This window comes from Microbacterium sp. bgisy207, assembly GCF_057706855.1.
This window is the reverse complement of the sequence record NZ_JBYIPB010000004.1, coordinates 151,935-177,029: the sequence shown is the minus strand read 5'-3', so window position 1 is coordinate 177,029 and position 25,095 is coordinate 151,935. Positions and strand designations below refer to the sequence as shown.

Genomic DNA, 25,095 nt, shown 5'->3' with positions numbered 1-25,095 from the left:
TGAGCAGCGGACGAGCGAACCGCCGGAGGTAGGCTCGAATCCATGCTGAACATGGCGGAGGGTGTCGCGCGCCTGGGCGCTCTTGCCGCCTCTCCCGTGGTCGCGACCGTCGCTGCGGCGTTCGAGGCCGCGGGGTTCGAACTCGCGATCGTCGGCGGCCCTGTCCGCGACGCGCTGCTGGGCAGAACCACCCACGACCTCGACCTCACGACCAACGCCCGACCCGACGACATCCTGCGCATCGTTGCTCCGCTGAGCACCGCGCACTGGGACATCGGGCGAGACTTCGGCACCATCGGGGCGCGTATCCCCGTGCCGGGCGGCGGGTCGGAGCAGGTTGAGATCACGACCTATCGGGCCGACAGCTACGACGGCATCACCCGCAAACCGACGGTCGAGTTCGGCGACACCCTCGAGGGCGATCTCGTGCGCCGCGACTTCACGGTCAACGCGATGGCGCTCAGGGTGCCTTCGCAGAAGCTCGTCGATCCCTCCGGCGGGGTCGAGGACCTCCTCGCGCAGCGGCTGCGCACCCCCGCTGACCCGGACGTGAGCTTCGGAGACGACCCGCTTCGGATGCTGCGTGCGGCGCGGTTCGCGTCACAGCTCTCCTTCGACGTCGATGCTGACACCGTCTCGGCGATGCACCGCCTGCGCGAGAGCCTGCGGATCGTGAGCGCGGAGCGTATTCACGGCGAGCTCGTGCGACTGATGCAGACGGAGGACCCGTTGCGCGGCATCCGGCTGCTCGTCGAGACGGGGCTCATGGAGCAGTTCCTGCCCGAGGTGCCTGCGTTGCGGCTGGAGATCGACGAGCACCACCACCACAAGGACGTCTACGAGCACTCGCTGACGGTCGTGCGCCAGGCGATCGAGCTCGAGCACGAACGGCATCCGGGTTCCGCTCCCGACGTGCCCCTGCGTCTGGCAGCGCTGCTGCACGATATCGGCAAGCCCGCCACTCGTCGCCTCGAGCCCGGAGGCGGGGTGACGTTCCATCACCACGACATCAAGGGCGCACGGATGGCGCGTAAGCGCCTGAAGGAGCTGAGGTTCGACGCGGCGACGATCGACACCGTGACAAAGCTCATCGAACTGCACCTGCGCTTCTTCGGGTACGCCGAAGGCGCGTGGACCGACTCCGCGGTGCGGCGGTACGTGCGCGACGCGGGCGACGAGCTCGAGCGCCTGCATATTCTGACGCGCGCGGATGTCACGACGCGCAACAAGCGCAAGGCCGCGCGCCTGGCATCCGCCTACGACGACATCGAGCGACGGATCGCGGAGCTCGCGGCGCAGGAGGAGCTCGAGGCGATGCGTCCCGAGCTCGACGGGAACCGCATCCAGGAGGTGCTCGGCATCCCTCCGGGCCGCGAGGTCGGCGAGGCGTACCGGTTCCTGCTCGACCTGCGGCTGGACGAGGGCGTGCTCGGGGAAGCCGAGGCCGAGCGCCGACTTCTCGCGTGGTGGGCCGCGCGCGACTGACCCGCCCGGGGCCCCGTTGAGCCCCTACCCCCGCGCCCTGCCCCGGGCTCGATTGCCGCAACACGCCGTTGCGTGGCAGCGCGCTCCGCGGTTTCGGGCAACCGAACGGGTCGTGACGCTCGTGTCCCCCTGCTCGGTTGCCGCAACACGCCGCGCGCACAGAGGAGGGCACGGCGTGTCGGGGCAAGCGAAGCCGGTGGAGCCGGCGCAGTCGGGTGTGCCGTCAGGGGACGATCACGGCCCGGCCCTGCACGGCGCCCTCGTGCAGGCGCTGGTACGCCTCAACGGCCTGGTCGAAACCGTACCGCTCGACGTGCACACCGATCGCTCCCGCACGAGCGAGATCCAGGACTTCGAGCAGCTCGGGGCGCGTTCCCCAGTAGGGAGCGCGCACCGCCGCTCCGAAGGGCGTCGAGAAGAACCCCGTCGGGAGGGTTCCGCCGCCGATCCCGACGATGTGGACGAACCCGTCGGCGGCGATGGTCTCGCGGGCCAGGTCGATGGTGGGCTGGATGCCGACGAAGTCGAACACCGCCACCGCACCTTCTCCGCCGGTGAGTTCACGGATGCGGGAGACAGCGCCCTCGTCGGAACGAAGCGTGTGATGAGCGCCGACCTTGCGTGCCAGCTCGAGCTTGTCGTCGGAGACGTCGGCGGCGATGACTGTCGCGGCTGTCGTGGCGCGGAGAATCTGGATGCCGAGGTGGCCCAGGCCGCCGACGCCGATCACGAGGGCGGTCGTGCCCGGGGTGAGCTTGTCGCGCACGGCAGCGATCGCGTGGTACGGCGTGAGACCCGCATCCGTGAGAGACGCTGACTCCACAGGGTCGAGATCGCCGAGCGGGGCAAGATGACGCTTGTCGTCGACGATCACGTACTCCGCCATGGCGCCCGGGGCGCCGAGTCCCGGAGGCGCGATGCCCAGTTCGGCCGCGTGGGGGCAGTAGTTCTCCTTGCCCTGTGCGCAGGCGTGACACAGGCCGCATCCCCAGGGACCGTAGATCGCATAGCGTTCCCCGACCTGCACCCCCTCGACACCGTCGCCGAGCATGTCGACCTCGCCGACGCCCTCGTGTCCGAGGGTCAGCGGAAGCGGGTACGTGTATTGCTCCTCGGGAAGCTCCATCAGGAACCAGTCCGAGTGGCACAGGCCCGCCGCGAGAACCTTGAGCCTGATCTCCCCAGGGCCGGGCTCCGGGGTCTCGATGTCGACGACCTCCGGTCCCTTGCCGATCTCGCGATATTGCACAGCCTTCATCGGGCACTCCCTTCGGTGAATGGTTCGGGCGCGAGCGTTCCGCCCGCATGACCACTGTCCGCCGGACCGGAGGGGAAGGCAAGGCTCTTGACGAGACCAGGCCGGCGGTTCACCCGGCGACCCGGGTCGGCAGGTCCGTCAGCCCAGGTGGAGCGCGAGGGCGACGGCGTCGCCCGCGAGCGCCGCCGAGGTGTCGGCGTCGCGCATCCAGAGCGGAACCGCACGGGTCGGGATGCCGGCCCGTGTCAGCCCGTCGACGGATGCCGCGTCTTCCACGGCGAGCAGCCAGCCGTCCAGAAGGCCGTCGGCGCTCCGCGCACCGTAGTGGCGGGCGATGGCGGCAGCATCCGTCTGCACGCCGATCGCGGCGAGGCAGGCGTCGGCCATTCCGCGCACGACCCGGCCGCCGATGACCGGCGAGATACCGACGAGGGGCGCGGATGCCGACCGCAGCGCCTCGCGCATCCCGGGGACGGCGAGGACCGGCCCGAGGGAGACGACGGGGTTCGAGGGGGCCAGAAGCAGGACGTCGGCGCCGGCAATGGCCTCGATCGCCCCGGCCGAGGGCTGGGCCGACGCGACCCCGGTGTTCTCGAAGCCGGTCGCGGGAAGGCTCGCGCGATATCGGGTCCACCACTCCTGGAAGTGCATCAGCTGTCCGTCGACCGTGCGGACGTGGGTGTCGACCTCGGTTTCGGTCGCCGGCACGAGCGTGACCCCGAGCGGCCAGCGGGCGCCGAGTCGGCGGTAGACCTCGCTCAGTGGGGTGCCCTCGCGCAGCCACGCCGTGCGCGCGATGTGCACGCCGAGGTCGAGGTCGCCGAGGGTGAACCACTCGGGCGTCACCCCCCACGCCTGCAGTTCGGCCGCGACCCGCTCCGTCTCATCGCGCCGCCCCCACCCGCGCTGCTGATCGTTCTGGTCGCTCAGCGCGTACAGCAGGGAATCGTGATCCGGGGCGATCCGCAGACCCGCGAGCCACCAGTCGTCGCCCGTGTTGACGACCACACGGATGTCGTGAGCCGCGTCCTCGGGAAGGCCCCGCGCCGCGGCATCCCGACGCGCCCACTCCCGGACGCCGAGCACGAAGCGCGCCCCGCCGACACCACCTGAGAGCACCGTGATCCGCACGGGGCCACGCTACCCGGCGACAGCGCGCCGCGCCGCGCCTACACTGGACCGCACCGGCGGGGGCGCTGAACCCGCCGTCGACGATCAGCGCCGATCGGAGTCCGAATGCCCTCCCCGTGGTCCGCAGCGTCCGGTGCCACCCCCGACGCCTCGAAGCTCATCATCGAGCGCGCCCGCGAGGAGTTCGTGCTCGGGAACGAGAACGACGCGAGAGTGGGCGACGTGCGGGGCGTGGTGCGCGAGAGTTGGCGACGTTCGCGCGACGGGCGGGTCGGGCTCGAGGGACTGCCGCCGTTGGCGTTGACCGCCGAGGAACTCGAGGCGCTGCGGGCTCAGCATCCGCTCGGCTCGGTCATGGACATGATCCGCGGGCTGCTGATCCCCGGTGCGGCCGACGATTCGGGAGTCATCGTCGCGGTCGGCGATGCGGCGGGACGACTGCTGTGGGTCGAGGGCGACCGCACACTTCGATCGCTGACCGGCGAGATGGGGTTCGTTCCGGGCGCCGATTGGTCCGAGAGGGCCGTCGGCACCGCGGCTCCCGGAACCGCGCTGGCCCTCGACCGCTCGGTGCAGATCCGCGGCGCCGAACACTTCAACCGCCTCGTTCAGCCGTGGTCGTGCACTGCGGCGCCCGTGCACGACCCCGAGACCCGCAAGCTCCTCGGTGTCATCGACGTCACCGGCGGCGATCCGGCGGCATCCGCTCAGGCGCAGCTCCTGGTGGACGCGACAGCCCGTGCCGTCGAGGGTGAGCTGCTGCTCGCGCGCCTGCGCAACCGGGCGTCGGGTCCGGGCACGGGCTCCGTCGAGAGCCGGACGGATGCCGAGACCCGCCGGCCGCGGCGCACGCGCGCGGCGCCAGCATCCGTCGTCGCGACGCTGCGGGTGCTCGGTCGCGACCGCGCGCTTCTCGAGACGCTCTCGGACGGACACCTGCGCGTGAACGAGCTCACCACCCGCCACGCCGAGATCCTGCTGTGTCTGGCGACGCACCGGCAGGGGGTGTCGGCCGAGCATCTGGGTGAGCTCGTGTACGGGGATCCGGATGCGAGCACGACGCTCCGTGCCGAGATGGTGCGGTTGCGGAAGACCCTCGAGAGGATCGCGCCGTCCCTCGCGCCCGAGTCCCGCCCCTATCGCCTGACCACGCCTCTCGAGACCGACGCGCACCAGGTCCTCTCCCTCCTCGACCGCGGTGCTCATCGCGTGGCGCTCGCCGCCTACCGCGGCGACGTGCTTCCTGACTCGGCAGCGCCCGGGGTCGAGGAGTTCCGCGACACCGTTCGGGTGACGCTGCGCGAAGCGCTGATGGCCGAGGCGAGTCTGGATGTGTTGCTCGCCTTCGCCGACACGGATGCCGGAGCCGACGACGTCGAGGTGCTTCGGCTGTGCCTATCGATGCTGCCGGCGCGTTCCCCCAAGCGGTCCGGTCTGGTCGCCCGGCTCGAGCGGCTCGCCCGAACCGATTCCTGACCCTCGTCGTCGCGTCGCACTGCCGGCCGTGGCGGCGTGGGGCCGGCATCCGTTTCACGTGCAACGGATGCCGAGAGCAGCGCGCAACCGAATGCAACGTTGCCTCGCCTACCGTCGACCCATCGCGACGACGGCCGTCGCGACGCAGTCGAAGGAGACTCACCATGACCATCGTCGAAGAGGGCGTCTCGAGCGTCTATGCCGCGCCCGGCGAGCGCGGGTCCGTCGCCCAGTACCGCCCCCGCTACGGCCACTACATCGGCGGCGAGTTCGTCGAACCGATCAAGGGCCAGTACTTCGAGAACATCACCCCCGTCACCGGCAAGCCGTTCTGCGAGGTCGGCCGGGGCACCAGCGAAGACATCGACCGGGCCGTGGATGTCGCGTGGAAGGCGTTCCAGAGCTGGAAGCGCACGACCCCGGCCGAGCGGGCCGTGATCCTCAACAAGATCGCCGACCGCATGGAGGCGAACCTGGAGGCCATCGCCGTCGCCGAGACCTGGGAGAACGGCAAGCCGGTCCGTGAGACGCTCGCCGCCGACATCCCGCTCGCGATCGATCACTTCCGCTACTTCGCCGGCGTGCTGCGCGCGCAGGAAGGCTCGCTCAGCCAGATCGACGAAGACACCGTCGCCTACCACTTCAATGAGCCGCTCGGGGTCGTCGGGCAGATCATCCCGTGGAACTTCCCCATCCTCATGGCGACGTGGAAGCTCGCTCCGGCGCTCGCGGCCGGCAACTGTGTCGTCCTCAAGCCGGCGGAGCAGACTCCCGCGTCGATCCTGTATCTGTTCGACCTCATCGGCGACCTGCTCCCGGCGGGCGTCGTCAACATCGTCAACGGCTTCGGCATCGAGGCCGGCGCACCGCTCGCGCAGCACAAGGGGATCCGCAAGGTCGCCTTCACGGGAGAGACCACGACCGGGCGCCTCATCATGCAGTACGCCTCGCAGAACCTCATCCCGGTCACCCTCGAGCTCGGAGGCAAGAGCGCCAACGTGTTCTTCGAGGATGTCGCCCGCGTCCGTCACGACGACTACTACGACAAGGCGCTCGAGGGCTTCACGTTCTTCGCGCTCAACCAGGGCGAGGTGTGCACCTGCCCCTCGCGCGCCCTCATCCAGCGCTCGATCTACGACGAGTTCCTCGGCGACGGGCTTGAGCGCGTCGGCAAGATCATCCAGGGCAACCCGCTGGACCCCGCGACCATGATCGGCGCGCAGGCCTCGAACGATCAGCTCGAGAAGATCCTGTCGTACATCCAGATCGGCAAGGACGGCGGCGCCAAGCTCCTCGCCGGTGGCGAGCGCGTCGACCTGGGCGGCGAGCTCAGCGGCGGCTACTACGTCGCCCCGACCGTGTTCGAGGGCACGAACGACATGCGGATCTTCCAGGAGGAGATCTTCGGGCCGGTCGTGTCGGTCACGTCCTTCGACGGGTTCGATGACGCCATCCACATCGCCAACGACACCCTCTACGGGCTGGGTGCCGGGGTGTGGAGCCGGTCGGGCGATACCGCCTACCGCGCCGGACGAGCCATCGAGGCCGGCCGCGTGTGGACGAACACGTACCACCAGTACCCGGCGCACGCCGCCTTCGGTGGCTACAAGCAGTCGGGCATCGGCCGCGAGAACCACCTGAAGATGCTCGATCACTACCAGCAGACCAAGAACCTCCTGGTCTCGTACGCCGAAGGGCCCATGGGCTTCTTCTAAGCCGGACACGAGTCGTGAGACGGGACCTCGCGCGACGGACGGAGGTGAGTCTGTCGCGCGAGGTTACGTTTCACGCGCGTGGGCTGGTCGGGACAGACAAGGGAGAGGAGACACCATGGTCAGTATCGGAATCTACGAACGGGTCGACGTCACCGACGAGGCCGCCGCGCTACTGCGCGAGCTCGCGGACCAGCACGGCCCGCTCATGTTCCACCAGTCGGGCGGATGCTGCGACGGGAGCGCGCCCATGTGCTACCCGGTCGGGATGTTCATGACCGGGCCGAGCGACGTGAAGCTCGGCATCCTCGAGGTGGACGGCATCGACCCGATCGACTTCTTCATGTCGCAGTCGCAGTTCGAGTACTGGAAGTACACGCACCTCACGGTCGATGTGGTGGCGGGTCGTGGTGCCGGCTTCAGCGTCGAGAGTCCGACGGGGATGCGGTTCATCATCCGGTCACGGATGCTCAACGAGGCCGAACTGGACTACTTCGGCCTCGGCCCCACCCCGTAGCTCCGCGGCCGGCTGCATCCACCGAGCCCCGCTGTCGTCTCAGCCAGAGCGCAGCGGGGTTCGGGGTGGGTAGTACGGTGTCGGCATGACGGATGCCGAGCCTCGCGCCACCGAGGAATCGAACGCCAACGACGAACTGCCGTCGGCGGAGCGCCTGAAGGCGTTCACCGACGCCGTCGTCGCCATCGCGATGACGCTGCTGATCCTTCCGCTCATGGACAGCGTCACGGACGCAGACGAGACCAGCACCGCTGCCTGGCTGGCGCAGGAGTGGCCGAGTCTGCTCACGTTCATGCTCAGCTTCGTGCTCATCGCGAACTTCTGGCTCACGCACCATCGGATGTTCGCCCGGGTCGAGCGCGTCGATCAGGGCCTGCTGTGGCTGACGATCCTGTGGATGTTCACCATCGTCTGGCTCCCGGTGGCCACCGCGATCACGAGCACCTTCGACGCAGACCCGATCGAGAAGCTCGTCTACGTCGGCTCGCTCGTCTTGACCAGCCTCGTTCTCACCCTCACCAGGATCTACCTGATTCGGCACCCGAAACTGCACCACGAGAAGCCGCAGCTGCTGTCCGAGGGGCTGGTCGTCGGCATCATCATCACCTCGCTGTTCGCGCTCTCGCTCCTGGTGATGCTCGCGATCCCCTCGCTCAACTACTGGGCGCTGTTCCTGCTCTTCCTCACGTGGCCGCTGCATTCGGCGATCATGCGTGCGCGGGGGCGGGTGCCCGGCCCCCGCGCATAGCCCGGAGCGCGGAATTCGCGCGGTTGGGCGCCGGATGCCGCATCCGATACACTGTGAAGGTTGTCCGGCATCCGCTCCCGCGGAATCCGTCCGGGCACGTGCACACACCCTCCTGCTGTCGGGAAATGCCCGACAGCCGTTCTAGTCCGAAGGAGGTGGGTCAGTGACGCACACACACCAGTACGAACTCATGGTGATCATCAACCCTGAGATCGACGAGCGCCAGGTCCCCACGACCCTCGACAAGTTCCTCGCGGTCATCACAAACGATGGTGGCTCGATCGACAACGTCGATGTCTGGGGCCGCCGCCGGCTCGCATACGAGATCCAGAAGAAGACCGAAGGCATCTACGCCGTCGTCAACTTCACCTCGACCAGCGACGCCGCGCAGGAGCTCGACCGCCAGCTCAAGCTGAACGAGCAGATCATGCGCACGAAGGTGCTGCGCGCCGAAGAGGCCATCGCCATGGTCGCCTCCGAAGCGAAGCGCGCCGAGGAGAAGGCCGCTCGCAAGGCTGCCGCTCCCGCTCGTGCCCGCCGCACCGAGACCGCTGACGCGAAGGCCTGACGATCATGGCCGGCGAAACCGTCATCACCGTTGTGGGCAACCTCACGGCTGACCCCGAACTGCGGTACACGCAGAACGGGCTCCCGGTCGCGAACTTCACGATCGCATCCACGCCGCGCACTTTCGACCGTCAAGCCAACGAGTGGAAGGACGGCGAAGCGCTGTTCCTCCGCGCAAGCGTCTGGCGCGACTTCGCTGAGCACGTCGCCGGCTCGCTGACGAAGGGTGCCCGGGTCATCGCGACCGGCCGCCTCAAGCAGCGCAGCTACCAGGACCGCGAAGGCAACAACCGCACCTCCATCGAGCTCGAGGTCGACGAGATCGGCCCGTCGCTGCGCTACGCGACCGCACAGGTCACTCGCGCCGCGAGCGGCGGCGGAGGCGGCGGTCAGTCCCGCGCCCAGGTCGCGGACGAGCCCTGGTCGACGCCCGGCTCGTCGAACGCCGACGCGTGGGCAGCCCCCGGCACCTACGGCGACGACACTCCGTTTTGAGTCGATTCGGATCATGGCCGCGCAGCGGCGGTGATGCGAAGCCGACTCAAGGTTGAGCGAGCGCCGCAGGCGCAAGTCGAAACCCACATTCCCGGATGCCGCGGCATCCGTTTCACACGTAAGGAAAACCCATGGCTGGAAAGTCAAGCGGCGATCGCCGCAAGCCGCGCAAGGGCGGCAAGCCGGTTGCCCCGGCAAAGGCAATCCGGGTCGGCGTCATCGACTACAAAGATGTCGCCACCCTCCGCAAGTTCATCTCGGAGCGCGGCAAGATCCGCGCCCGTCGTATCACCGGTGTCTCGGTGCAGGAGCAGCGTCTGATCGCCCGTGCGATCAAGAACGCGCGCGAAATGGCGCTCCTGCCCTACGCCGGCGCTGGCCGCTAAGGAGTCCCCATGTCGAAGCTCATTCTCACGAACGAGGTCGCCGGGCTCGGAAGCGCCGGTGACGTTGTCGAGGTCAAGGACGGGTACGCCCGCAACTACCTCATCCCGCAGGGATTCGCCGTGGCCTGGAGCCGCGGTGGCGAGAAGCAGGTCGCCTCGATCCGCGCAGCCCGCGAGGCCCGCGCGATCCACGACCACGAAGAGGCCGTTGCGCTCAAGCAGAACCTGGAGTCCAACAAGGTCAAGCTCGCCATCAAGGCAGGCTCGGAGGGTCGCCTCTTCGGCTCGGTCAAGCCCGCCGATGTCGCGGATGCCGTCAAGGCCGCCGGATTCGGCGACCTCGACAAGCGCAAGATCCACATCACGACGCCGATCAAGTCGCTGGGTGAGCACGAGGCCACGATTCGTCTGCGCGACGACGTGACCGCCGTGATCACGCTGCAGGTCGTCGCCGCCAAGTAATCGCGAGACGCCCCGAAGGGCGGATGCCGCAGGCTGAAAAGTCTGCAGCATCCGCCCTTCATTTGTTGTGATGTCGCGGGTGGTTTTGTGCTCCTGGGCTTGCACGTTCGGTTGCCGCCTGATAGGCGAATTCTGTGCCGCTTGTACACAGCGAGAGACAGCACAGACAACCTTCAACGCCAGGTTCAACCACAACCTTGTCCACAACGTGTGGGGAAGTAAAACTCCAGGTCAGATGCCCTTTCTTCTGATTGGATCTGTGATCTCACAACCTTTGTCCACAGGCACTGCTCACAAGCACAGCGGCGTTTCCCGCAGGTTCTACACAGAGTTATCCACAGGCGGTGTTGCGGGTGTCGGAACCCGTCCATAGCGTTGTGCTGGCCGGTGGCGAGGCGCTCCGGATTCAGCGTCGAAACCAGCGCCTCAACAGCTGCGGAAGAGGCGTTCTACCGCACCCGCGGATGGCACAGCCACGGTGCAGTACAGCCACACGGTGCAGCACGAACAGCGAAGGGGGATACATGTCGATTGCGGACATTTCGGAGGATCGGCTCGGCGGACCCCGCGAGCACGAACGCACTCCGCCGCACGACATCCTCGCCGAGCAGAGCGCCCTCGGCGGCATGCTGCTGTCGAAGGATGCCGTCGCCGATGTCATCGAGACGCTGCGCGGCGCTGACTTCTACATCCCCAAGCACGAGCTGATCTTCGAGGCGATCCTCACGCTCTATTCGCACGGTGAGCCGACGGATGTCATCACCGTCACCGACGAGCTCATCAAGACGGGCGAACTGCAGCGCGCCGGCGGCGCCGACTACCTGCACACGCTCACCTCGATCGTCCCGACCGCTGCCAACGCCGCCTACTACGCGTCGATCGTGGCAGAGCGCGCGCTGTTGCGGCGTCTCGTCGAGGCGGGCACCCGCATCGTGCAGATGGGATACGCGGGTCAGGGCGAAGCCCTCGACCTCGTCAACAGTGCGCAGGCCGAGATCTACTCCGTCACCGGCGCCGAGGCCGCCGAAGATTATGTGCCGCTCGAGACCGCCGTTGACGCAGCGCTCGAAGAGATCGAGGCGGCCCGGGGCCGCGATGGCAAGATGACCGGCATCCCGACGGGCTTCAGTGGTCTCGATCAGCTCACGAACGGGCTGCACCCGGGGCAGATGATTATCATCGCCGCCCGTCCCGCGATGGGTAAGTCGACGCTCGCGCTCGATTTCGCACGGGCTGCGGCGATCAAGAACAACATGCCGACGATCTTCTTCTCGCTCGAAATGGGTCGCAGCGAGATCGCGATGCGCCTCATGAGTGCCGAGGGTGCCGTGCCGCTGCAGAACATGCGCAAGGGCACGCTCGACTCCCGGGACTGGACGACGATCGCCGCCACCCGCGGCCGCATCAACGAGGCACCGCTCTACATCGACGACAGCCCCAACATGACCCTCGTCGAGATCCGCGCGAAGTGCCGCCGGCTCAAGCAGCGCGCGGGCCTGAAGATGGTTGTCATCGACTACCTGCAGCTCATGACAAGCGGCAAGCGCGTCGAGTCGCGCCAGCAGGAAGTTTCGGAGTTCTCCCGTGCACTGAAGCTCCTCGCGAAGGAACTCGGGGTTCCGGTTATAGCCCTGTCGCAGCTGAACCGTGGTCCCGAGCAGCGTGCCGACAAGAAGCCGGCGCTGTCAGACCTGCGTGAGTCGGGCTCGATCGAGCAGGATGCCGACATGGTCGTGCTGCTGCACCGCGAGGCCGCGTACGAGAAGGACTCACCCCGCGCGGGCGAAGCCGACCTCATCGTCGCCAAGCACCGTAACGGCCCCACCGACACGATCACCGTCGCCTTCCAGGGCCACTACTCACGATTCGCCGACATGGCCCCCGGCGACTTCGGGTGATGCAGCTCTGCTGAGGATCGTCGCGGCCGTCCCGCGGGTCGATCGTTACCCTTGGTCTATGGGCGCGGACTGGATCGAACACCGCCGCTCCGAAGACGGAGAGCGATTGGGCTGGATGCAGCCCGTCGGCGATGGCTTCGTCGCTATCGACCTGTTGGGGCGTCGACGGACAGAGGTTGTGGACTGGATGGTCGCCGAGGAGACCCTCGACGGGCTTGGTCTCGTCTACCTCGCTGATCCGCACGAGCTGCGTCTCGATGATGGGTCCTGGCTGCGGGTGCGGATCGCAGAAGTGTCACCTCATGCCATCCGCGTGAAGAAGGATGACTGGGGCGACATGACTGCTGCCCAGATCTACTACTCGGTGTCGCTTCCGGTCACCGAAGACCGGCTTCGCCCGCTGCCGCGCTGACCACGCACATCATTCATTGGCCTCTTGCCTCGCCTCGAATCGATTCGATAAACTGAGCAACGGTGCCCTCAACGACACCGTCTTCCCCATCTCCGACGCAAGACTCGAGGGCACGAATGGCGCGCAGCCTGATCACCGGGCACCCGTGGCGGGTGATCCTTCTCTTCTCGGTGCCGCTGCTCATCGGCAACGTGGTGCAGCAGCTCTACCAGTTCGTCGATGCGATCGTTGTCGGGCGCCAGCTCGGCGTTGACGCGCTCGCGGCGGTCGGGGCGACGGGCAGCCTGCTGTTCCTCTTGCTCGGCTTTGCGTGGGGCATGACGACGGGGTTCGCGATCCCGACGGCGCAGGCGTTCGGCGCGCACGACGGCGCTGCAGTGCGCCGGTCCGTAGCTGTCGGGACGGTGCTCACGGCGGCAGCATCCGTTGTCCTGACCGTTGTCGCACCACTGGTCGCCGAACCGCTCCTCGTGCTGATGCAGACGCCCCCCGCTCTGATTCCGCAAGCAACGGTGTTCGCGCAGGTGAGCTTCCTCGGGTCGGGCGCGATCATGTTCTTCAACTACCTCTCGGCGATCATCCGGGCGATCGGCGATTCCCGCACGCCCCTGGTGTTCCTGAGCATCGCGTGCGCGCTCAACGTCGCCTTCGTCATCGTCACCGTCGGACCCCTCCAGTGGGGAGTCGCCGGAGCCGCGGCATCCACCGTCATCGCCCAGGCTCTCTCAGTGATCTGGTGCCTGGACTACGTGCGCCGGCGGGCTCCTGCTCTGCATGTGCACCGCGCCGACTGGCGACTTCGCCGCGCGGAGGTGCTCAACCACCTGCGGCTCGGTTTGCCGATGGGCTTCCAGGCGTCGATCATCGCGATCGGCACCCTGACGGTGCAGGTGCGCCTGAACGAGCTGGGCACCGCCGAAGTCGCCGCCTACACCGCTGCCTCGCGGGTCGATGGCCTCGCGGTGGCTCTTCTCCAGTCGCTAGGTCTCGCCGTGTCGATGTACGTCGCCCAGAACTTCGGCGCTCGGCGACCGGATCGCATCCTACGCGGCGTCAGGCAATCTCTGGTGATCTCGACGATCGCGTCTGTCGTGCTCGGCGTCGCGCTCGTCGCCTTCGGGAGGCAGATCATCGAGCTCTTCGTGGGCCGCGGGGTCGAGAACGTCGTCTCGATGGCCGCCACGATGCTCGTCGTCAACGCCTTCAGCTATGCCGCGCTCGGCATCCTGTTCGTGCTCCGCGGCGCCTTGCAGGGCCTGGGCCACGCCCTGATCCCGACCATCACGGGGATCGTCGAACTCGTCATGCGCGTGGGCGCAGCGATCGTGCTGGGCGCGATGTTCGGGTTCATCGGCATCGTCTGGAGCAACCCGCTCGCCTGGATCGGTGCCACGCTCGTGCTCGTGCCCGCGTACCTTCACGCACGGCGCGCACTCCTGCGGATGCCGGTCTCGCCGCTCGCACCGACCCCGACCACGCCCATCCCGATCGTCGGACCGACAAACGGATCGCTGGCGGTTGATGCGATCGTGACTGCTCCTGTCCCAGTCGTGGTCCTTGAGCAGCGTCGGCGGCTGCTCGGGCGTCTTCCCTCGATACGCCCGCGTCGTCGGCGGATGCGTCGTTGACCACCGCTCGAGACTAGCCCCAGGTGCTAAGCGCGGCCGGCGTTCTTGCACCGCCGGAGCTCGAACAGCTCGCCCGTCCGCACGATGCGCAGGAGCGTGACGAGCAAGACGCCGCCAGCCAGGTTCAGGAGGAGAACCGGCAGGAACCAGAGCAGCCAGTCGAGGTAGGTGATCGGGGCTCCGCTGATGATCGCTCCGAAGGCGAACAGCGAGTCGAGGATCGAGTGGAACAGCTGGAAGCTGGCGAGCACGAAGCCGCCGGCCACGGCCGCAGCGATCTTGGCCGGTACGGACTCGGTGCCCGTCTGCATCCGCGTCATAAGAGTGATGACGGCGCCGCCGAGAATCGCGAGGGCCGCGAACTCGAGGTTGAAGGGCGCCTCGATGAAGTGTTCGGCGGTCTCGGCGAGGACCGGGTGCCAGTCGGGGAATGCGAGAACGATGATCGCCATGATCAGCCAGCCACCGAGCAAGTTCGACAGCAGCGTGCCTCCCCAGAGCTTGGCCAGGTCGAGCCATGTGCCTTCCCGCGCGACGAGCGCGGCGATCGGCAGCAGGAAGTTCTCGGTGAACAGCTCGCTGTGGGCGAGCAGGAGCGCGATCAGACCGACGCTGAATCCGAGGCCCGCGAGAAGCTGATCACCCGTCTGGTACAGGATGCCGAGGTAGACCAGCACCCCGATGCCGACTTCGACACCGCCCAGAAAGCCCGTGACCAGAGTCGCGCGAAGCGTACGGTGGAGCCGCTCGGCACCCTCGCCGACGACCTCTTCAAACTCGATCTCGATCTCTTCCTCGACGGCCTCGTCATTGGGGCCGTCCTGGCGCCGCTGCTCTGCCCGTGCTTCGCGCGAATCGCTCATCGTGCCATCCTCGCAGCCGGGAGCGCCATCGGGGCGGCTACGTCGAAAACCCCAGCTCCCAGCCCCTTCCCAGAAACAGGAACTGCGATTCCGGTATCGTCGCGCGTAACCAAGGGGAGTACTCCACCACGGTCGGCTCGTCATTACGGACGCTCTCGCGTCCCGGGTCACCGGTTCTCGGCAACGGGGATGGAGAAGACCTTGGCGTAGATCTGATCATCAACGCCAAGGCAGGAGTCCCTTGTGAACGTCACCCTGACGGTCTGGCTCATCACGATCGCGGTCACCATCGCGTTCTTCGTGTACGAGTTCTACGCGCACGTGCGAAAGCCCCACGAACCGACCCTGGGCGAATCCGCTCGCTGGTCGGCCTTCTACATCGGCCTCGCGTTGCTGTTCGGCGTCGGAATCGGGCTGGTGTCGGGCTGGGACTTCGGCGGCGAGTACTTCGCCGGGTACCTCACCGAGAAGGCGCTGTCGGTCGACAACCTCTTCGTCTTCCTCATCGTCATGACCGGCTTCGCAGTGCCGAAGATCTACCAGCAGAAAGTGCTGATGATCGGCATCGTCATCGCCCTCATCATGCGGGGGATCTTCATCGCGGTGGGCGCGGCGCTCATCGAGAACTTCTCCTGGATCTTCTGGGTCTTCGGCGCACTGCTCCTCTACCTCGCCTACCGCCAGGCGTTCACCCACGGTGAGTCGGACCCCGCCAACGGCAGGTTCATGCGCTTCATGCGACGCATCCTGCCCGTGAGCAACGAATACAACGGCGACAAGCTGACGGTGAAGAAGGACGGCCGCCGGTTCGTCACCCCGATGCTGCTCGTGATCATCGCCATCGGATTCGTCGACCTCATCTTCGCGGTCGACTCGATCCCCGCGATCTACGGGCTCACGCAAGAGGCCTACATCGTCTTCACCGCGAACGCCTTCGCCCTGATGGGTCTGCGGCAGCTCTACTTCCTCATCGGCGGCCTGCTCGAGCGCCTGGTCTACCTCGCTCAGGGCCTCGCCGTCATTCTCGCCTTCATCGGGGTGAAGCTGCTCATCCACGCCCTCCACAAGAACGAGCTGCCGTTCCTGAACGGTGGCGAGCCGATCACGGTGATCCCCGAGATCCCCATCTGGATCTCGCTCCTGTTCATCGCGGGGACGATCGCGGTCGCCACGGTCGCAAGTCTCGCGAAGACGCGCAAGGACCGTCGCGCGAATGCGCTCGCCGGGGAGGCGAGTGAGACGGATGCCGCGGCCGACGCGATCACCGACGTGCGGGGGCGATCGTGAGCGCGCCCGCGACGGCCGCCCCCGGTGACAGACCCGGCGCCCGGGCGACCCCGGGCGCCAGCCGCGCCGGCGGCATCGGCGGGGTGACCCGCTGATGGGTGACTTATGGTGGAACGTCGCACTGGTCGTCGCGTTCGTCCTGATCGGCGGCGTTTTCGCTGCCACCGAGATGGCGCTGGTGACGCTGCGGGAGAGCCAGCTCAATGCGATCGCGGCGCGCGGTCGGCGCGGCGCGAAGGTGGCGGCGCTCGCGCGGAACCCGAACACCTTTCTGTCCGCGGTCCAGATCGGGGTCACGGTCGCCGGATTCGCCTCGGCGGCGTACGGCGCGGCATCCATCGCCCCGTCGGTGACCCCGCTCCTGATGAGTCTGGGCCTTGCCGAGCCGGTCGCGGCGACGATCGCCACGATCGTCCTCACTCTCGTGATCGCCTATCTCTCGCTCGTGCTGGGCGAACTGGTTCCCAAGCGGCTTGCGATCCAGCGCAACGCCCAGTTCGCGTACGCCGTCGCCCCCGTGCTCGATGGGTTCGCGGTGCTGATGCGACCTGTCATCTGGCTGCTGTCGGTCTCGACCAACGCGCTCGTGCGGCTGCTCGGCGGAGACCCGAACAAGACAGCCGATGAGCTCAGCGATGAAGAGATCCGCGACATCGTCACGTCCCAACAAGGGCTGCCCGAGGATGAGAGACGCATCCTCGACGACGTCCTGTCACTGCGTGGCCGACAGGTGAGCGAGGTCATGCGGCCGCGACCCGAGGTCGTAGCCCTGGATGACGGCACGACCGTCGCGGACGCTATCGAACGCATTCGCGACCTGCCGTACTCCCGTTACCCCGTCGCCGACACCTCCATCGACGACATCGTCGGCTTCGTGCACGTGCGCGACCTGTTCGATGCCGCCAGCGACGACGCCGGTAAGCCCGTTGCGCGTCTCGTGCGCGACATCCCGTACGTGCCCGCTACCGCTCGGGTTCTGCCCACGCTCACGAGCCTGCGTGCCCGCGGATACCACATCGCGGTCGTCGTCGACGAGTACGGCGGGACCGACGGCATCGTGACTCTGGAAGACCTTGTCGAGGATGTGGTGGGTGAGATCTTCGACGAGTACGACACGGCCGAGACCCCGACCGTCGGCAGCGACACCATCGACGGTCGCCTGAACCTGCAGGAATTCGAAGAACGCACCGGCATCGAGCTTCCGCGAGGAAGCTCCGACACGATCGCCGGATACGTCATCGAGCAGCTCGGCCGGCTCGCCGTCGTCGGCGACACCGTCGACATCCCTGGCGCGACACTGCAGGTCACGTCGCTGGATCGACGGCGAATCGCGACGGTCCGACTTCTTGCCCGCGCCGAGGATGAAGCTGGGCAAGTGCGTTGACGACGGATGCGTGATGCGTGATGCTTGATGCATGCGGACGACCCTCACGATCGACGACGACGTTCTCGCCGCGGCGAAGCAGTTCGCCGACGCCCGGGGAATCACGCTCGGAGAGGCGGTTTCGCAGCTCGCTCGCGCCACTTTGACCGAACGCCGGCGCTTCGACAAGCGCAACGGCATCGTTCTGCTGCCGACCACGCCTGCGGCGGGTCGCGCGACCCTTGACGATGTCAACGCACTGCGAGATGACAACCAGTGACGCGCCATCTGCTGGACGTCAACGCGATCATCGCTCTGATCGACCCGTTGCACGTCCATCACGAACGCGCACACGTCTGGTTTGCCGCGCGAGGGGAGCGGGACGGGGACGGCGCGTGGCACACGTGCCCCATCGTGCAGAACGGCGTCGTTCGGGTGGTCAGTCACCCGAAGTACCCGAACACCCAGCCGGTTCCTGTCGTGCTTGCGAGCCTCGCGAGCCTGACCGCGCAAGACGACCACGTCTTTCTCGCTGACACCGTGAGCCTGCTCGACACGTCAATCCATACCGAGCGACTGCTCGCGAGCTCGCAGGTCACGGATACCTACCTGCTGCACCTCGCTGCGTCCCACGACGCGCTGCTGGCCACCTTCGACACCCGCCTCGTCACAGCGGCGGTCCCGGGCGGCAAGGCAGTGCTGTTCCCGATACCCTGACTCCCGTCGCCCGCATCGTCGCGTCGGCACTGTCTTGAGAGGTTCGCCCATGTCGTCATCCGCCCCCACCCTCGTTCTGGTCCATGGCGCCTGGGGAGGCGGCTGGGTCTGGCGGCGCGTGCTGGCGCCGCTGCGTGAGGCCGGGTTCGAGATCCACACCGTGACCCTCACCGGCGACGGCGAGCGGGCACACCTGCGCCGACCCGACATCGACCTGCACACGCACATCGCCGATGTCATCGGCCTGGTCGAGATGGAAGAGCTCGAGAACGTCGTGCTGGTCGGGCACAGCTACGGCGGCATGGTCATCACGGGCGCCGCCGTCGAACTCCAGCAGCGGCATCCGGGCGTGCTCTCGGGCCTGGTCTACGTCGACGCGATGTTCCCGCGCCCCGGAGACGGGTGGGGTGTTGCCCATTCGCCTGAGGTCGCCGCGGCGCGGCTGGCGGCAGCTGCAGAGAACGACAACTCGCTCCCGGCGCCCAACGCCGAATCAGGCTTCGACCTCACTCCCGAGGATGCCGCGTGGCTGAACCGCCGGCACGTGCCGCATCCGTTCGGGATGTACCGGCAGCCGCTCGACTACGACGCAGCCTTGCTCGAGGCGGTCCCACGCCTGTTCATTGACTGCACGGATCCCGCCTATCCGACGATCGAGCCGGTGCGACGCCTCGTGCGCGAAGAGCCCGGATGGCAGGTCGTCGAAATCGCGACGGGGCACTTCCCGATGGTCACGACGCCGACCGAACTTGTCGCGCACGTGCGCGGGTTCGCCGAGTCCTTGCCCGCCTGAGCGGCAGTCCCGGCCCTCTTGAGCGGCGGTCGCTGCCCTCCTGAGCGGGAGCCGCGGTGGCGGAGCACAATAGGACCATGACCGACTCACTGCCGAGCCTCGACACCCCGTGGACGCGACTTGACGCGGCATCCGTCGCTGACCTGCTCGCCGACACCGAGGCGCGCTGGTGGCTCTCTGGCGGGAGCGCCTATGACCAGTGGCGCGGCGAACCCCTGCGGGAGCGCGACCGCACCACGATCAGCACGGTGTACACCCAGCTCGATGACATCGTCGGCTCGCTCCCCGACGGAATGAGCTGCTGGGCGCGGATCGGCGACGAGCTCGTCCGGTGGTCCGACCTGCCCGACGGTGCCGACATTCCGTCGGCCTGGATCTTCGACGAGGCGATGGATGCCTGGGTCCTGCAGATCAACCTCGAAGACGGCACCGCTGACCGCTGGGTCTACCGGCGCGATCCTCGCCTACAGCTCCCGTGGGAGAAGGCAGTCCTCGACATCGATGACATCCCCACCGGCGCGCCCGAGGTGCAGCTGGTCTGGAAGGCACTGCGGCCCTACCCCGACGACGAAGCCGACAAGGACGTCATCCTTCCCGCGCTTCCCGAAGAGGCGCGGACCTGGTGGGAGAAGGCGATCCTGTCGATTCACCCACATTCGACGTGGTCGATCCACGTCCGCAGCCCGTTCGCACCCGCCAAGGCGAGCTGGAACCGCACCCGACGCAGCTGAGACAAAGGGGCTTGTTTTCGGTCGCGCCTAAGTGTGGGTTTGCGCCGGGTGAGCCCGCATCAAGGCGCGACTGAACGGAGGGCCGGGCTAGATCTCGGTGCCGGGCTCGACGACCGCGCCGTGGACGAGCCGTCGGAACCAGCGCTGTGCCGGTGTGAGGCTCGACTCGCGCCGTGTGAAGATCGCTACCGGGGTGCTCTGGCCCGGCCAGGGCAGGTCCGCGATGCGGAGCGCCGGGAACCAGCCGCAGAACACTTCAGCAACGTGACGGGGCAAGAACGTCACCAGATCGGTGTCTTGCAGCACCGCCGGGAGCGTGCCGTACTCCTCGACAGTCAGCGCGACCTGCGGCATGAGTCCGTGCTCGAGCAGCAACTGCAGCGGGTAGGTGTGGCCGCCGCGGGATGACACGCGCACGAACCCGCGTCCGTCGAACATGTCAGGCCCCGGTGGGGGCAACGGATGCCGTCGCGAGGTGAGCGCCACGTACTCCACAGCGCGCACCGGCGTGCGCCAGAGGCGCGCGGCATCCATGAGTGCGACGGTGATGGCGAGGTCGAGGTGTCCCCGCACGAGCTCTTCCTCCACCTCGTCGGCATCCAACCGCTTCACCGCGAGGCGCGCGGTCGATCGCTCGCGCGCGAGGGCCGCCATGATCGGCGGCAGGAACGTCTGCTCACCGATCGAGGTCAACCCGAGGGAGAGCTCTCCGGTGAATGCCGACGGATCAAAGGATGCCGTCTCGCTCACCGTCGACTCGATCTGCGCGAGTGCTTCGTGCAGCGGGCCGAACAGCTGGGTCGCGCGGGTCGTGGGCACCATGACGTGCCCCTCGCGCCGGAACAGATCGTCGCCGAAGCGCTCTCTCAAACGCGCGAGCGTATAGCTCACCGTGGGCTGCGTGACATGCAGGAACTCCGCGGTTGCCGTGAGGCTGCGCAGTTCGTAGAGCACGACAAAGGTGCGCAGTTGGTTCAGATCCGGGATGGCCATGCATCGACTCCGTCTATGGAGAGGGACTCCGGAATCTATTGGACCATACCGAAGCCCCGACTTACTCTCGGTTAAGAGAGCACGCATCCCGTGACAGCGCCAATCCAGTGACAAGGACGACACTCGGTGATCATCGACATCCACGGCCACTACACCACCGCACCGGCCCAGCTCGGAGCGTGGCGTGACCTACAGATCGCCTTCGCGAACGGCCAGGGCGAAGCCCCCGACCCAGCGACGCTGCACATCAGCGACGACGACATCCGCGAGACCATCGAAGCGAACCAGCTCAAGCTCATGAACGAGCGCGGTTCTGACCTCACGGTCTTCAGCCCGCGGGCATCCTTCATGGCCCACCACATCGGCGACCTTCAGGTCAGCCAGACCTGGGCGCGAATCTGCAACGACCTCGTCGCGCGGGTGAGCGGGCTCTTCCCCGACCGCTTCATCATGGGCGCGATGCTCCCCCAATCGCCGGGCGAAGATCCCGCCACCTCGGTGCCCGAGCTCGTCCGCGCGGTAGAAGAACTTGGTGCCGTCGAGATCAACCTCAACCCCGACCCCTCCGGGGGGTTGTGGACTGCACCCGCGCTCACCGACCGCTCCTGGTACCCCATCTACGAGAAGCTCGTCGAGTACGAGATCCCCGCGATGATCCACGTGAGCACCTCGTGCAAGTCGCAGTTCCACACCACCGGCGATCACTACCTCGGCGCCGACACGACTGCCTTTATGCAGCTGCTCAAGGGCGATCTGTTCCGCGACTTCCCCGACCTGAAGTTCGTCATCCCGCACGGCGGCGGCGCCGTCCCCTACCACTGGGGCCGGTTCCGGGGACTCGCGATGGCCCTCGGCAAGCCCGAGCTCGAAGAGCACCTGCTGAACAACGTGTTCTTCGACACCTGCGTCTACCACCAGCCGGGCATCAACCTGCTCACTGAGGTCATCCCGACCGAGAACATCCTGTTCGCAAGCGAAATGATCGGGGCCGTGCGCGACATCGACCCGCGCACCGGCCACTACTTCGACGACACCAAGCGCTACGTCGACGCAACCCCGAACCTGACGGATGCCGAACGCGAGCTCGTCTTCGAGGGCAACGCCCGCCGGGTCTACCCGCGGCTGGATCGCGCACTTGCGGCGCAGGGGAAGTGAGAGGACCATCATGCGACTGAACAACCTCGGCATCGTCCGCACGAAGATCGAGCGGCCCGACCCCGCCGATGTCGCGCGCCTGTCACAGTTCGGTGTCGCGACGATCCATGAGGCGATGGGCCGCGTCGGACTGCTTCGCCCCTACATCCGTCCCGCCTACACCGGGGCGAAGCTGTGCGGACCGGCAGTGACAGTGCTGCTGCAGCCCGGTGACAACTGGATGTTCCACGTTGCTGCCGAGCAGGTGCAGGAGGGTGACGTGATCGTCGCGGGCTGCACGACCGAGAGTGAAGACGGCTTCTTCGGCGAGCTGCTGGCCACCTCCCTCACCGCTCGGGGTTGCAAGGGCCTGGTCATCGACGGCGGCGTTCGCGACGTTGCCGACCTCGAGAAGATGAACTTCCCGGTCTTCTCGCGCGCGATCAACTCCAAGGGAACTGTCAAGGCGACCCTTGGCTCGGTCAACGTCGATGTCGTCGTCGCGAACGCCCTGGTCCGCCCCGGCGATGTCGTGGTCGCGGATGTCGACGGTGTCGTGGTCGTGCCTCGCGAGCTCGTCGGCGCAGTGGCCGATGCCAGCCAGAAGCGCGAAGACAACGAAGAGGCCAAGCGCCAGAAGTTCCGCGAGGGCGTGCTGGGCCTGGATATCTACGGCATGCGTGAGCCGCTTGCCGCCGCCGGCCTCGAGTACGTGGAGGACTGACGATGGCCCACGGAGACACGAGCGGCGGGTTCGAGAAGACCCCCGGATGGCTGGACTGGTACGACGGTCCCTCGACGCCGAAATTCCGGGTGCCCGAGGGCGCGGTCGACGCGCACTGCCACGTGTTCGGACCCGGAGAGCAGTTCCCGTACGCCCCGGAGCGCAAGTACACACCGTGCGACGCCTCAGCCGACCAGCTCTTCGCGCTGCGTGATCAGCTCGGATTCGACCGGAACGTCATCGTGCAGGCCACCTGCCACGGCGCCGACAACCGCGCTCTCGTCGACGCGCTGCGCCGCAGCGAAGGCCGCGCTCGGGGGGTGGCCACGGTGCGCCGCGATGTGACGGATGCCGACCTCGCCGACCTGCACGCTGCCGGGGTGCGCGGGGTGCGCTTCAACTTCGTCAAGCGACTGGTCGACCGTGTGCCGACCGATTCGCTGCAGGAGATCGTCGAGAAGATCGCGCCGCTGGGATGGCACGTCGTCATCTACTTCGAGGCCGAGGACCTACCAGACCTCTACGAGTTCTTCTCGAGCATTCCCACCGACGTCGTCGTCGACCACATGGGCCGGCCCGACGTCAGCAAGGATCCCGACGGTCCCGAGTTCGACCTCTTCCTGCGCTTCATGCGGGAGAACCCGAACGTGTGGACCAAAGTGTCGTGCCCGGAGCGGCTGAGCATCACCGGCCCCCGAGCTCTCGACGGTGAACAGCACGCCTACACCGATGTCGTGCCGTTTGCCCGACGCGTGGTCGAGGAATTCCCCGACCGCGTGCTGTGGGGAACCGATTGGCCCCACCCCAACCTCAAGGACCACATGCCCGATGATGGCTTGCTGGTCGATTACATCCCCCAGATCGCCACGACCGCCCAGCTGCAGCAGAAGCTGCTGGTCGAGAACCCGCGGCGACTGTACTGGCCAGAAGGAGACTGACCATGGCACTGGACAAGCCCTACAAGAACGTTCCCGGCACGATCATTTTCGACGCCGAGCAAGCCCGCAAGGGCTACCAGATCAACCAGCTCTGCATGTCGTTCATGAAGCCGGAGAACCGCGAACGGTACCTCGCCGACCGTGAGGCCTACCTCGACGAATGGCAGCTGACACCCAAGGCGCGGCAGGCGATCCTCGACCTCGACCTCAACGCCGCGATGGAAGAAGGTGGCAACATCTACTTCCTCGCCAAGCTCGGAGCCACCCACGGTCTGAGCTTCCAGCAGATGGCCGGTTCCATGACCGGCATGAGCGAGGCCGCCTACCGCGACATGATGATCTCGGGCGGCCGCCGCCCCGAGGGCAACCGTATGAAGGACCTCGATGGCTGGACGCCGCCGCAGCCCGGCGAGAAGGCCGAGACGATGCGGCCGGATGCTCCCGCCAAGCTCACCTCGGCCCTGTACACCTCTCACGTGCCGGCAATCGGCGCGGCGATGGACCTCGGCAAGACCGAAGAGCCGTACTGGAAGAAGGTCTTCGACGGCTACACCTGGACCCGCAAGTGGGCCAAGGAGAACACCCCGGATGTCGTCATCCTGGTCTACAACGACCACGCCACGGCTTTCGACTCCTCGCTGATCCCGACGTTCGTGCTCGGTACGGGCGCTGAGTACCCCGTCGCCGACGAGGGCTACGGCCCCCGTCCGGTGCCCGACGTCAAGGGTTACCCGGAGTTCGCGGCCCACCTGGCACAGTCGGTCATCCAGGATGACTTCGACCTGACCCTCGTCAACGAGATGGTCGTCGACCACGGACTCACCGTGCCGCTCTCGCTCGTCTACGGCCAGGTCGAGGAATGGCCGGTCAAGGTCATCCCGCTCGCGGTCAACGTCGTGCAGTATCCGGTACCCTCGGGTCGCCGCTGCTACGAGCTCGGCAAGGCACTGCGCCGCGCCATCGACAAGTGGGACGGCCCCGAGCTGAACGTGCAGATCTGGGGCACCGGCGGCATGAGCCACCAGCTCCAGGGCCCGCGCGCCGGGCTCATCAACCAGGAATGGGACAACGCGTTCCTCGACATGCTGATCTCCGACCCGCTGGGCCTGACCGAATGGCCGCACATCGACTACGTCGACGAGGCCGGTTCGGAAGGCATCGAGCTGGTCATGTGGCTCATCGCCCGCGGCGCGATGGACGACCAGTTCGGTGGCGGCGCTCCCGAGGTGAACCACCGGTTCTACCACGTGCCCGCCTCCAACACGGCGGTCGGACACCTCGTGATCACCAACCCCGTCGCAGCTCCCACGGAGGCTGCCGACGCCGAGGGAGAGAAGGTTCCTGTCGGCGCAACGGCCTGACAGGCTGACCATAGAC

The 25,095-nt window shown here is 67.2% G+C and carries 26 protein-coding genes; 22 read left to right on the top strand and 4 right to left on the bottom strand.

Annotated features, from left to right (window positions below):
* The first annotated feature begins 42 nt into the window (after positions 1 to 42).
* Positions 43 to 1,485, top strand: a complete 1,443-nt coding sequence (locus AC3ENO_RS05345) for a CCA tRNA nucleotidyltransferase (RefSeq protein WP_434969568.1) — start codon at positions 43 to 45, stop codon at positions 1,483 to 1,485.
* Between the two features lie 223 nt (positions 1,486 to 1,708).
* Here the strand turns inward: AC3ENO_RS05345 and AC3ENO_RS05340 are convergent, their stop codons facing one another.
* Together AC3ENO_RS05340 and cofD are read right to left on the bottom strand one after the other, a co-directional pair.
* The gene (locus AC3ENO_RS05340) at positions 1,709 to 2,743 is read right to left on the bottom strand and encodes an NAD(P)-dependent alcohol dehydrogenase (protein WP_434969567.1); all 1,035 of its coding nucleotides are present in this window, start codon (positions 2,741 to 2,743) and stop codon (positions 1,709 to 1,711) included.
* Between the two features lie 138 nt (positions 2,744 to 2,881).
* Entirely contained in the window at positions 2,882 to 3,874 is a 993-nt protein-coding gene (cofD, locus tag AC3ENO_RS05335) for a 2-phospho-L-lactate transferase (RefSeq protein ID WP_434969566.1), read from the bottom strand.
* A 105-nt stretch (positions 3,875 to 3,979) separates the two neighbouring features.
* Here cofD and AC3ENO_RS05330 point away from each other — a divergent pair, with 105 nt between their 5' ends.
* From AC3ENO_RS05330 to AC3ENO_RS05280, 11 genes are all read left to right on the top strand, one after another.
* Positions 3,980 to 5,350 (top strand): GAF domain-containing protein, encoded by a 1,371-nt coding sequence (locus tag AC3ENO_RS05330; protein ID WP_434969565.1) that lies wholly within the window; start codon positions 3,980 to 3,982, stop codon positions 5,348 to 5,350.
* Positions 5,351 to 5,514: 164 nt separating this feature from the next.
* Positions 5,515 to 7,065, top strand: coding sequence for an acetaldehyde dehydrogenase ExaC (gene exaC, locus AC3ENO_RS05325; RefSeq protein WP_434969564.1), 1,551 nt, complete (start codon positions 5,515 to 5,517; stop codon positions 7,063 to 7,065).
* 115 nt (positions 7,066 to 7,180) lie between these two features.
* Complete coding sequence (locus AC3ENO_RS05320) at positions 7,181 to 7,579, top strand: DUF779 domain-containing protein (protein WP_434969563.1); 399 nt, start codon at positions 7,181 to 7,183, stop codon at positions 7,577 to 7,579.
* A gap of 85 nt (positions 7,580 to 7,664) precedes the next feature.
* Positions 7,665 to 8,327 (top strand): TMEM175 family protein, encoded by a 663-nt coding sequence (locus AC3ENO_RS05315; RefSeq protein WP_434969562.1) that lies wholly within the window; start codon positions 7,665 to 7,667, stop codon positions 8,325 to 8,327.
* Positions 8,328 to 8,517: 190 nt separating this feature from the next.
* Positions 8,518 to 8,895, top strand: a complete 378-nt coding sequence (gene rpsF / locus AC3ENO_RS05310; RefSeq protein WP_292713175.1) for a 30S ribosomal protein S6 — start codon at positions 8,518 to 8,520, stop codon at positions 8,893 to 8,895.
* 5 nt (positions 8,896 to 8,900) lie between these two features.
* Positions 8,901 to 9,389 carry a single-stranded DNA-binding protein gene (locus AC3ENO_RS05305; RefSeq protein ID WP_434969561.1) on the top strand — a complete coding sequence of 163 codons (489 nt, stop codon included), beginning with the start codon at positions 8,901 to 8,903 and terminating at the stop codon, positions 9,387 to 9,389.
* A gap of 131 nt (positions 9,390 to 9,520) precedes the next feature.
* Positions 9,521 to 9,775, top strand: a complete 255-nt coding sequence (gene rpsR / locus AC3ENO_RS05300) for a 30S ribosomal protein S18 (RefSeq protein WP_195692622.1) — start codon at positions 9,521 to 9,523, stop codon at positions 9,773 to 9,775.
* A 9-nt stretch (positions 9,776 to 9,784) separates the two neighbouring features.
* On the top strand, positions 9,785 to 10,237 hold the full coding sequence (gene rplI, locus AC3ENO_RS05295) for a 50S ribosomal protein L9 (RefSeq protein WP_434969560.1): 453 nt from the start codon (positions 9,785 to 9,787) through the stop codon (positions 10,235 to 10,237).
* Between the two features lie 524 nt (positions 10,238 to 10,761).
* The gene (dnaB, locus tag AC3ENO_RS05290) at positions 10,762 to 12,135 is read left to right on the top strand and encodes a replicative DNA helicase (RefSeq protein ID WP_434969559.1); all 1,374 of its coding nucleotides are present in this window, start codon (positions 10,762 to 10,764) and stop codon (positions 12,133 to 12,135) included.
* Positions 12,136 to 12,193: 58 nt separating this feature from the next.
* Positions 12,194 to 12,547 carry a hypothetical protein gene (locus AC3ENO_RS05285; RefSeq protein ID WP_434969558.1) on the top strand — a complete coding sequence of 118 codons (354 nt, stop codon included), beginning with the start codon at positions 12,194 to 12,196 and terminating at the stop codon, positions 12,545 to 12,547.
* A 116-nt stretch (positions 12,548 to 12,663) separates the two neighbouring features.
* Positions 12,664 to 14,175 carry an MATE family efflux transporter gene (locus tag AC3ENO_RS05280; protein WP_434969557.1) on the top strand — a complete coding sequence of 504 codons (1,512 nt, stop codon included), beginning with the start codon at positions 12,664 to 12,666 and terminating at the stop codon, positions 14,173 to 14,175.
* Positions 14,176 to 14,201: 26 nt separating this feature from the next.
* On the opposite strand, the gene AC3ENO_RS05275 is transcribed toward AC3ENO_RS05280, so the two are convergent.
* The gene (locus AC3ENO_RS05275; protein ID WP_434969556.1) at positions 14,202 to 15,038 is read right to left on the bottom strand and encodes a formate/nitrite transporter family protein; all 837 of its coding nucleotides are present in this window, start codon (positions 15,036 to 15,038) and stop codon (positions 14,202 to 14,204) included.
* A gap of 243 nt (positions 15,039 to 15,281) precedes the next feature.
* On the opposite strand from AC3ENO_RS05275, the gene AC3ENO_RS05270 reads away from it, so the two are divergent.
* The 6 genes from AC3ENO_RS05270 to AC3ENO_RS05245 all read left to right on the top strand — a co-directional run bounded on the left by AC3ENO_RS05270 (position 15,282) and on the right by AC3ENO_RS05245 (position 19,929).
* Positions 15,282 to 16,325, top strand: coding sequence for a TerC family protein (locus tag AC3ENO_RS05270; protein ID WP_434969555.1), 1,044 nt, complete (start codon positions 15,282 to 15,284; stop codon positions 16,323 to 16,325).
* Between the two features lie 94 nt (positions 16,326 to 16,419).
* The gene (locus tag AC3ENO_RS05265) at positions 16,420 to 17,709 is read left to right on the top strand and encodes a hemolysin family protein (RefSeq protein ID WP_434969554.1); all 1,290 of its coding nucleotides are present in this window, start codon (positions 16,420 to 16,422) and stop codon (positions 17,707 to 17,709) included.
* A gap of 31 nt (positions 17,710 to 17,740) precedes the next feature.
* Positions 17,741 to 17,968: a hypothetical protein gene (locus AC3ENO_RS05260; protein ID WP_228179416.1), complete on the top strand. Its 228-nt coding sequence runs from the start codon at positions 17,741 to 17,743 to the stop codon at positions 17,966 to 17,968.
* Positions 17,965 to 18,405 (top strand): TA system VapC family ribonuclease toxin, encoded by a 441-nt coding sequence (locus tag AC3ENO_RS05255; RefSeq protein WP_434969553.1) that lies wholly within the window; start codon positions 17,965 to 17,967, stop codon positions 18,403 to 18,405. The genes AC3ENO_RS05260 and AC3ENO_RS05255 overlap by 4 nt, the downstream gene beginning before the upstream one ends.
* Positions 18,406 to 18,454: 49 nt before the next feature.
* Positions 18,455 to 19,198: an alpha/beta fold hydrolase gene (locus tag AC3ENO_RS05250; protein WP_434969552.1), complete on the top strand. Its 744-nt coding sequence runs from the start codon at positions 18,455 to 18,457 to the stop codon at positions 19,196 to 19,198.
* Positions 19,199 to 19,275: 77 nt separating this feature from the next.
* The gene (locus tag AC3ENO_RS05245) at positions 19,276 to 19,929 is read left to right on the top strand and encodes a hypothetical protein (protein WP_228179413.1); all 654 of its coding nucleotides are present in this window, start codon (positions 19,276 to 19,278) and stop codon (positions 19,927 to 19,929) included.
* An 87-nt stretch (positions 19,930 to 20,016) separates the two neighbouring features.
* Here the strand turns inward: AC3ENO_RS05245 and AC3ENO_RS05240 are convergent, their stop codons facing one another.
* The gene (locus tag AC3ENO_RS05240) at positions 20,017 to 20,922 is read right to left on the bottom strand and encodes a LysR family transcriptional regulator (protein ID WP_228179412.1); all 906 of its coding nucleotides are present in this window, start codon (positions 20,920 to 20,922) and stop codon (positions 20,017 to 20,019) included.
* A gap of 126 nt (positions 20,923 to 21,048) precedes the next feature.
* Between AC3ENO_RS05240 and AC3ENO_RS05235 the strand changes: the two genes are divergently transcribed.
* The 4 genes from AC3ENO_RS05235 to AC3ENO_RS05220 are packed head-to-tail and all read left to right on the top strand — an operon-like array spanning position 21,049 to position 25,079.
* Positions 21,049 to 22,077: an amidohydrolase family protein gene (locus AC3ENO_RS05235; protein WP_434969551.1), complete on the top strand. Its 1,029-nt coding sequence runs from the start codon at positions 21,049 to 21,051 to the stop codon at positions 22,075 to 22,077.
* Between the two features lie 10 nt (positions 22,078 to 22,087).
* Positions 22,088 to 22,780, top strand: a complete 693-nt coding sequence (gene ligK / locus AC3ENO_RS05230; RefSeq protein ID WP_434969550.1) for a 4-carboxy-4-hydroxy-2-oxoadipate aldolase/oxaloacetate decarboxylase — start codon at positions 22,088 to 22,090, stop codon at positions 22,778 to 22,780.
* A gap of 2 nt (positions 22,781 to 22,782) precedes the next feature.
* Entirely contained in the window at positions 22,783 to 23,718 is a 936-nt protein-coding gene (locus AC3ENO_RS05225) for an amidohydrolase family protein (RefSeq protein ID WP_434969549.1), read from the top strand.
* A 2-nt stretch (positions 23,719 to 23,720) separates the two neighbouring features.
* Positions 23,721 to 25,079 (top strand): protocatechuate 4,5-dioxygenase subunit alpha/beta, encoded by a 1,359-nt coding sequence (locus tag AC3ENO_RS05220; protein WP_434969548.1) that lies wholly within the window; start codon positions 23,721 to 23,723, stop codon positions 25,077 to 25,079.
* Positions 25,080 to 25,095: the final 16 nt, after the last annotated feature.

Excerpts from the sequence above, each read along its gene's own strand:
- AC3ENO_RS05345 (WP_434969568.1), top strand. The coding sequence starts at position 43 with ATGCTGAACATGGCGGAGGGTGTCGCGCGCCTGGGCGCTCTTGCCGCC.
- ligK (WP_434969550.1), top strand. The coding sequence starts at position 22,088 with ATGCGACTGAACAACCTCGGCATCGTCCGCACGAAGATCGAGCGGCCC.
- rpsR (WP_195692622.1), top strand. The coding sequence starts at position 9,521 with ATGGCTGGAAAGTCAAGCGGCGATCGCCGCAAGCCGCGCAAGGGCGGC.
- dnaB (WP_434969559.1), top strand. The coding sequence starts at position 10,762 with ATGTCGATTGCGGACATTTCGGAGGATCGGCTCGGCGGACCCCGCGAG.
- AC3ENO_RS05245 (WP_228179413.1), top strand. The coding sequence starts at position 19,276 with ATGACCGACTCACTGCCGAGCCTCGACACCCCGTGGACGCGACTTGAC.
- AC3ENO_RS05250 (WP_434969552.1), top strand. The coding sequence starts at position 18,455 with ATGTCGTCATCCGCCCCCACCCTCGTTCTGGTCCATGGCGCCTGGGGA.
- AC3ENO_RS05330 (WP_434969565.1), top strand. The coding sequence starts at position 3,980 with ATGCCCTCCCCGTGGTCCGCAGCGTCCGGTGCCACCCCCGACGCCTCG.
- AC3ENO_RS05265 (WP_434969554.1), top strand. The coding sequence starts at position 16,420 with ATGGGTGACTTATGGTGGAACGTCGCACTGGTCGTCGCGTTCGTCCTG.
- AC3ENO_RS05285 (WP_434969558.1), top strand. The coding sequence starts at position 12,194 with ATGGGCGCGGACTGGATCGAACACCGCCGCTCCGAAGACGGAGAGCGA.
- AC3ENO_RS05280 (WP_434969557.1), top strand. The coding sequence starts at position 12,664 with ATGGCGCGCAGCCTGATCACCGGGCACCCGTGGCGGGTGATCCTTCTC.
- AC3ENO_RS05340 (WP_434969567.1), bottom strand. The coding sequence starts at position 2,743 with ATGAAGGCTGTGCAATATCGCGAGATCGGCAAGGGACCGGAGGTCGTC.
- AC3ENO_RS05305 (WP_434969561.1), top strand. The coding sequence starts at position 8,901 with ATGGCCGGCGAAACCGTCATCACCGTTGTGGGCAACCTCACGGCTGAC.
- rplI (WP_434969560.1), top strand. The coding sequence starts at position 9,785 with ATGTCGAAGCTCATTCTCACGAACGAGGTCGCCGGGCTCGGAAGCGCC.
- AC3ENO_RS05315 (WP_434969562.1), top strand. The coding sequence starts at position 7,665 with ATGACGGATGCCGAGCCTCGCGCCACCGAGGAATCGAACGCCAACGAC.
- AC3ENO_RS05220 (WP_434969548.1), top strand. The coding sequence starts at position 23,721 with ATGGCACTGGACAAGCCCTACAAGAACGTTCCCGGCACGATCATTTTC.
- exaC (WP_434969564.1), top strand. The coding sequence starts at position 5,515 with ATGACCATCGTCGAAGAGGGCGTCTCGAGCGTCTATGCCGCGCCCGGC.
- AC3ENO_RS05275 (WP_434969556.1), bottom strand. The coding sequence starts at position 15,038 with ATGAGCGATTCGCGCGAAGCACGGGCAGAGCAGCGGCGCCAGGACGGC.
- rpsF (WP_292713175.1), top strand. The coding sequence starts at position 8,518 with ATGGTGATCATCAACCCTGAGATCGACGAGCGCCAGGTCCCCACGACC.
- AC3ENO_RS05320 (WP_434969563.1), top strand. The coding sequence starts at position 7,181 with ATGGTCAGTATCGGAATCTACGAACGGGTCGACGTCACCGACGAGGCC.
- AC3ENO_RS05260 (WP_228179416.1), top strand. The coding sequence starts at position 17,741 with ATGCGGACGACCCTCACGATCGACGACGACGTTCTCGCCGCGGCGAAG.
- AC3ENO_RS05240 (WP_228179412.1), bottom strand. The coding sequence starts at position 20,922 with ATGGCCATCCCGGATCTGAACCAACTGCGCACCTTTGTCGTGCTCTAC.
- AC3ENO_RS05225 (WP_434969549.1), top strand. The coding sequence starts at position 22,783 with ATGGCCCACGGAGACACGAGCGGCGGGTTCGAGAAGACCCCCGGATGG.